Raw genomic sequence first — 6,593 nt, 5'->3', positions numbered from 1 at the left:
AGACTGGCCTGGCTCCGCTCTCGCTTCGCCAGGCCAGTCTTTGATTCGCTTGTTCTACCCCTTGCAGGCCTCTTTTTTGTACTGTCCGCACAATATGGGGCGGTTCACAGCGGCCCGGACGGGGGCGTTTTTTGTCTGGATTTCCCGGCGGGGGCCGGACGCTGAAAGAGGTGCAGGCCGCTTCACAAAGAAACACCCCCGGAAACCTGGGGGTGAAAAGCGGCTGAGAACCTGTATACAAAATGTTATATTACAATCTGTTATAGAGGCCGGAGCTCCAGGCCTTCCTTTTCAGCCAGCTTGCGGCCCATCAGGACGCCCATGACGCTGGCCATCATCAGGCCGCGGGTCCAGCCCGAGCTGTCGCCCAGGCAGTGGAGGCCCTGGATGTTGGTGTCCAGGTTTTTGTCCATCTTGACCTTGTTGGAGTAGAACTTCAGCTCAGGGCTGTACAGCAGGGTCTCGTAGGCGGCGAAGCCGGGCACCACCATGTCCAGCATCTTGATGAACTCAATGATGTTGGTCATGGCCCGGTAGGGCATGGCGGCGGTGATGTCGCCGGCCACTGCGTCGGGCAGGGTGGGCCGGACGTTGCTGCGGGCCAGTTCCTCGGGCCAGGTGCGCTTGCCGTCCAGGATGTCGCCGTAGCGCTGGACCAGAATGTGGCCGGCGCCCAGCATATTGGTCAGCTCACCCACCTTCTGGGCGTAGGAAATGGGCTGGTTGAAGGGCTCGGTGAAGTTGTGGGACACCAGAATGGCCAGGTTGGTGTTCTCGCTCTTCTTCTCCTTGTAGCTGTGGCCGTTGACCACCGCCAGGTCGTTGTCGTAGTTCTCCTGGGCCACAAAGCCGCCCGGGTTCTGGCAGAAGGTGCGGACCTTGTTCTTCCAGGGGCGGGGGTAGCCGATCAGCTTGGACTCGTACAGCACCCGGTTGACCTTTTCCATCACCTCGTTGCGGCACTCCACACGGACGCCGATGTCCACGGTGCCGGGCTTGTGGGCGATGTGATGCTCAGCACAGAGCTTTTCCAGCCAGTCGGCGCCCCGGCGGCCGGTGCCGATGACCACCGTGTCGGCGTAGATGGGGCGGGATTCGCCGTTCTTTTCCCGCACCAGGACGCCGCGGCAGACGTCCCCGTCCAGCAGGATGTTCTCACACTCGGTGGAGAACAGCATCTCCACGCCGCCGGCCTGCAGGTGTTTTTCCACCGCCAGATACAGCTGATGGGCCTTTTCGGTGCCCAGATGGCGGATGGGGCAGTCCACCAGCTTGAGGCCGGCCTTGATGGCGTTTTTGCGGATTTCGCGGATGTCCTCGCCGGTGTAGATGCCCTCCACATGGGGGTCTGCGCCGAAGTCCAGATAAATCTTGTCGGTGTAGTCGATGAGCTGCTGGGCGAAGTTTTCGCCGATGAGGGAGGGCAGGTCGCCGCCCACCTCATAGGACAGGCTCAGTTTGCCGTCCGAGAAGGCGCCGGCGCCCGAAAAGCCGGTGGTGATGGCGCAGGTGGGCCGGCAGTTGACGCAGTAGCCCAGCTCGGCCTTGGGGCAGCGGCGCTGCTCCACCGATTTGCCCTTCTCTACCAGAAGGATCTTCTTTTTGCTGCCGTGGCGCAGCAGCTCGACTGCGGTGAAGATGCCGGCAGGGCCTGCGCCCACAATAATCAGGTCGTATTTTTCCATGGTCGTGTTTCCCTTTCTATGCTACTGCCGCGTCTGCAGCAGAAAAACGGGGTTATTCCTGGTTCACTTCGGCGCTCTCGTCCACCGTGTCCAGCTCCCGGGCGGTGGAGATGGTGTCGGTGGAGGCATAGTCGGCCCCCACCACCCCGTCGCCGTTCAGGTCCATGCCGGTGACCGACTCCAGCATGGACTGGGTCTCAGGATGAAGCTTGTTGAACCGGCGGATGGCCAGGGCCGTATAGATGGCGCCGCCCAGGTTGAAGGCGCCCTCGATGAGGAGGATGATGCCGATGCCCATGACCAGAGTTTCCATGGCGCCGAAGGGGTCAAAGATCATGATGCCGCCCAGAACCACGCTGAGCAGGGCCAGCAGGATGAACCATTTCCAGCTGGGATAGCCGCAGCGGCGCAGTTCCAGGGCGTTTTGGATCCGGCCCAGGCTGTCGAACAAAACGAACAGGCCGAACACCACCGGCAGAATCCGCACCACAATGTCGCTGCGCAGGATCAGAAAACCGCCCAGGCCCAGGCAGACCAGGCCCGAAATCAGGGTGAACTGGCTCTGAAAGACCTTGTGTTCCGCGGTGAAATACCGGATCAGCTGGACGGCGGCGCAGGCCAGCACCACGCCTCCCAGGGCGTAGCAGACGATGTTCAGGGCCAGGCCGGGCACGGCCAGCAGGAAGATGCCCAGAGCCAGATACAGCAGGCTCATCAGGATCAGGTTCCATTTGAGATTTTTCATAGTCGGATGCCTCCTTTGGGCGGGTCCCTTTTTCAGTATTCCACGCGGGAACGTCTTTTGCACACCGCGTCTGTACACAAAAGATGGGCAGAATGCACCCGCACCCTGCCCATTGTGCAGACAGCTTTCCGGCGTCAGCCCAGCTGCTTTTCCTTGGCTTCCACTGCGGCCAGAATCATCTGGACACAGGCGTCCTTGCCCAGGGCAGCGTTGACGCTCAGGTCATAGTTGTGGACGTCGCCCCAGCGGTTCTGGGTGTAGTAGTTGTAGTAGGCGGCGCGCTGACGGTCGGTCTTGTCGATCTCGTCCCGGATGCCTTTTTCGGTGGTGGCCTTGACGATGGGGTTGGTCTTGGCGTAGACGCGGCGCCACTCCACCGGGGCGTGGACAAAGACGTGGAGCACGTCGGTCCGCTCCCGCAGGACATAGTCGGCGCACCGGCCCAGAATCACGCAGGGGCCTTCATCGGCCAGCTTCTTGATGATCCGGCTCTGCAGGATGAACACCTGGTCGCTCAGGGGCAGGTCGGTGCCCATGGTGTACAGGCTGTACAGCAGGCTGTGGGTGTGGCGCTTTTCGCTGGCCGCGACAGCTTCCTCCGACAGGCCGGAGTCCTTGGCTGCCATGGTGATCAGCTCTTTGTCGTAGAGCTTGATGCCCAGCGCGTCGGCGACGTCCTGTGCGATATAGCGCCCGCCCGTGCAGTACTCACGGCTCAAAGTGATGATCGTTTTTGCCATAATTGTTCCTCCCATCTTGTTGGGGCGGACCCGGAAAGCGTCTTTGCGCCTGCCTCTGGGCCGGACAGTCCGGGCCGGGGGCAGACAGGACAGTCTTTTTTGGATTCACCCTGGAACCGCCGCCCTGCCGCAGCCGCAGAGCCGCATGGGAGCAGCGCTTCCGTTAAACAGTCGGGCGCGGGGCCCGGCTGCTGTGTTTCAACGCTTGGCCGGCCGGTCAGCCGGCGGAGGCGGCCGTGTGGGGCGGCAGAACCATCTCGGCTACCCGCATGGTGCCGGTCTGATCCACCGCATAGATGCAGCAGCGCCCCTCGGCGCCGGCCAGATCGGCGGGGAACCGCACCCCGCCCGCTGCCGTCCGCTCCATCCGGTGAAAGGTCTTGTGGGCGGTGGTGGCGTGGGCCACTCCGTCGTAGATGGTGCAGGCGATCCAGCCGCTGAAGGAATCGGGCAGGAGGTCCCGCCCGCCCTTTTGGGTAAAGAACCACTCCCCGTCGCCGCCGGCTTCCAGCCCGCAGCGGATGCGGCGGGGCCGGGTGGTGGCGATGGTGCGGGGCTTGGGCCGCAGAATGATGGCCCGCCCGGTGAAATAACGCTGAAAATCCGCCACCGACATGGTGCGGGCTACGCTGCCGCTGTCGGCGGTGGGGTCGTTGAGCAGGACAAAGTTGGCCATGACGTCGTCGTCATGCCCAAAGCCCCGCAGGGCCATCCACACCCGCACCGGCTCTTTCTGGCCGGCCAGGCGGGTTTCCATCTCGACGCCTACCGAGCAGCCGTCGTGGATCTGGGCCCGCAGGTCTTTCAGGTCCAGCCAGCCCAGCCAGCTGGGATAGCCGCAGCAGGCCGCGGCCGCCACCGCATAGGCGGCGTTGTGGACGCTGGTGGTGGCCCCGTCCAGCATGGTGTAGGCCACTTCCTCGGGCAGAATATCCTCGCCCCACCGGTTCATCAGGGACGCCATCACCAGGGACAGGTCCATCTCCCGGCCAAAGCTGGGGTCGCGGCCTTCCAGGCTGTATTCCGGCAGGTAGAGCCGGTGGTTGGAGACGGCGCCGTCCTGCCGGTCCCAGGCCAGGGGCCGGACGGCGGCAGCCAGCAGGCGGACCGCCGGGGTCACCTTGCTGTCGTTGGAGGAGAGGTTCACCTGGAGCTGGATGCCCACCGCTCCGCCGGGGGCGGCCACCGTGACGGTGTCCCCCATCAGAAAGACCAGGCCGTCCTCGCTCTGGGTGTGAACGCTGCGCCGGGGATAATCGGGAGCCCACTTGCCGAAGCTCATCCAGCTGGTCCAGTCCCCGTTGGCATACACCCGGCAGCGGACCTCCAGCATGGTGTTGTCGGGGGCCAGCGCGTTCCAGCTGACGTTCAGGTTGCAGAAGGCCGGCATGGCCAGCTCCGGGGAGGTATAGCTGCCGTAGGGCAGATACCGGCCGGCCGAGCTGTCCAGCACCAGACAGCCGTTTTCCAGGGCCACGTTGTCCAGCGCGCCCCGGGAAAAGGTCTCGGTCCCCTGCAGAATCAGGTTGTTTTTCTGTTCCATCCTGCGCCCTGCCTCTCTGCGGCGCTCATTCGCCGCTGCCGCTGCCGTCGGACGAAGGGTCCTCGTCCTCTGCATAGTCGGCGGCGAGGGCGGCGGACAGCTCGGCGTCCTTCTTGGCGCGGATCTGCTCCTCCACGTGGAACACCCGCTCCAGATCGCCGCTGACAATCTGGCAGCAGATCTCACAGGTGAACCAGAAGCCAAAGACGATCATCAGCAGCAGGCCCAGGGGCATGCACAGGATCACCAGGCCCCAGAACAAAATCTGGACGATGGATGCCGCCAGAGCATGGGGCAGGAAGGCCAGCATGCAGCGGATGCTGTTGGCCAGAGTCTGGTGGAAAGGCTGGTCCAGCAGGACCACCTGGGGCCACATATAGGCGAACAGCATGTGAAAGACCACCAGGTTCAAAACCGCGGCCACCCACATGCCGGTGCCCACGTTGACCCCCTGGGCCAGCATGCTGAAGCAGAAATAGACGATGAAAATCTGCAGGGTTACCACCGCGCAGTAGAGGATGCCGGGCAGGATGCTGGCCTTGAAGTTCTGGCGGAACGCCCGGCGGTAGGTGGTCCACCAGTAGCCCGGCTCATCCCGCAGAGCCCGCAGGACGGTGTCGTACATGCCCGCCAGCACCGGGCCGGCCAGCACGCCGCCCACCACGGCGCTCACCACCATCACCGGCAGGCTGTTCATCAGAAAGCCGATGTACACCAGGCAGATCACCGGGATAAAGCCCAGGCAGGTCAGCAGGTTGGCCAGGAACATGCCGTTCATGTCCCGACCCACCAGCTCGAAGAAACGGCCCAGACCGGTCTTGCGGGGCGTGTCCTTGTCTACGCCGCGGCCGTCCTTGAAGTCATTTGCGCTCGGAAAAAGTCCCATTTGTCTGTTCCCTCTCTCGGGTCTCTGTGCAAAACGCCCAGTCCCCGAAACATATTTCCTTTATTCATCTTACATAATACCCGTATTTGGTGGATTTTGCAAGACCTTGGACCCCGCGCTTTTGTAAAAAAAGTGTTTCGATCTCCCATTTTGCCCCAATCTGTGTTACAATACAAATAAAATCATCAAAAATACAACAAACCAACTGGGAGGGGACCTCGTTGCAGATTCTTTATATTCTGCGAACCATCGCAATGTATGTGTACATGTTTGGCTATATGCTGCTGTTTTACGGCACCCTGCGCCGGGCCGAAAAGGCTGCCGCCGCCGGCGACCGCGAGACGGTGCGCCAGATTGTCAACTACCACATTCCCCGCTGGTGCCAGGGGCTTTTGCGGGTGGCCGGCGTCAAGATGACGGTGGAGGGGGTGGAGAACATCCCCGCCTCGGGCCCGGTGGTCTTTGTGGGCAACCACCGCAGCTATTTTGATATCCCCATCATGCTGGTGGCGCTGGACCATCCCCATGGCATCCTGGCCAAGGAGGAGCTGGCCAACATTCCCCTGCTGAGCCGCTGGATGAACCTGCTGGGCTGCGTCTATGTCAAGCGGGAGGACGTCCGGGGTTCGCTGCAGGCCCTGAAAGACGCCGCCGACGTGGTCAAAAACGGCGAGAGCTTCACCATTTTCCCCGAGGGCACCCGGTATAAAGGGGTGGAAGGCGGCGCAGGCGAGTTCAAGGCCGGCGCCTTCCGCATCGCCATCAAGACCGGCGCCCCGGTGGTGCCGGTGGCCATCAGCGGGGCCCGGGCCCTGTATGAGGACCATAGCTGCATCGTACGCCCGGGCAGCGTCCGCGTCACCATTCTGCCGGCCATCCGTACCGCCGGCATGAAGAAGGAAGAACAGACCCAGCTGCCCCAGGCGGTGCGCCAGAACATTCTGGCGGCCATGAGCCGGTTGGAACAGACCATTTTGTGACGGCGCCGCGCCGC

General features: G+C 62.8%; 6 protein-coding genes. 1 reads left to right on the top strand and 5 read right to left on the bottom strand.

The features are described 5' to 3' along the window. Positions 1-260: 260 nt before the first annotated feature. From B5F27_RS09420 to B5F27_RS09400, 5 genes are all read right to left on the bottom strand, one after another. Complete coding sequence (locus B5F27_RS09420; protein ID WP_087246009.1) at positions 261-1,685, bottom strand: FAD-dependent protein; 1,425 nt, start codon at positions 1,683-1,685, stop codon at positions 261-263. A 52-nt stretch (positions 1,686-1,737) separates the two neighbouring features. Then, complete coding sequence (locus B5F27_RS09415; protein ID WP_087366893.1) at positions 1,738-2,430, bottom strand: DUF308 domain-containing protein; 693 nt, start codon at positions 2,428-2,430, stop codon at positions 1,738-1,740. Positions 2,431-2,564: 134 nt separating this feature from the next. Beyond that, entirely contained in the window at positions 2,565-3,170 is a 606-nt protein-coding gene (locus B5F27_RS09410; protein WP_087246006.1) for a cytidylate kinase-like family protein, read from the bottom strand. 217 nt (positions 3,171-3,387) lie between these two features. Continuing rightward, positions 3,388-4,713 (bottom strand): hypothetical protein, encoded by a 1,326-nt coding sequence (locus B5F27_RS09405; RefSeq protein ID WP_087246004.1) that lies wholly within the window; start codon positions 4,711-4,713, stop codon positions 3,388-3,390. A gap of 25 nt (positions 4,714-4,738) precedes the next feature. Beyond that, entirely contained in the window at positions 4,739-5,599 is an 861-nt protein-coding gene (locus B5F27_RS09400; protein ID WP_087246002.1) for a DUF624 domain-containing protein, read from the bottom strand. A 221-nt stretch (positions 5,600-5,820) separates the two neighbouring features. Between B5F27_RS09400 and B5F27_RS09395 the strand changes: the two genes are divergently transcribed. Then, positions 5,821-6,579 carry a lysophospholipid acyltransferase family protein gene (locus tag B5F27_RS09395; protein ID WP_242962145.1) on the top strand — a complete coding sequence of 253 codons (759 nt, stop codon included), beginning with the start codon at positions 5,821-5,823 and terminating at the stop codon, positions 6,577-6,579. The last annotated feature ends 14 nt before the right edge of the window (positions 6,580-6,593 follow it).

The sequence above is a fragment of the Faecalibacterium sp. An192 genome (genome assembly GCF_002160175.1).
Taxonomy (GTDB): domain Bacteria; phylum Bacillota; class Clostridia; order Oscillospirales; family Ruminococcaceae; genus Faecalibacterium.
The sequence above is the reverse complement of the archived record's forward strand: the minus strand, read 5'-3'. Positions and strand labels throughout refer to the sequence as shown.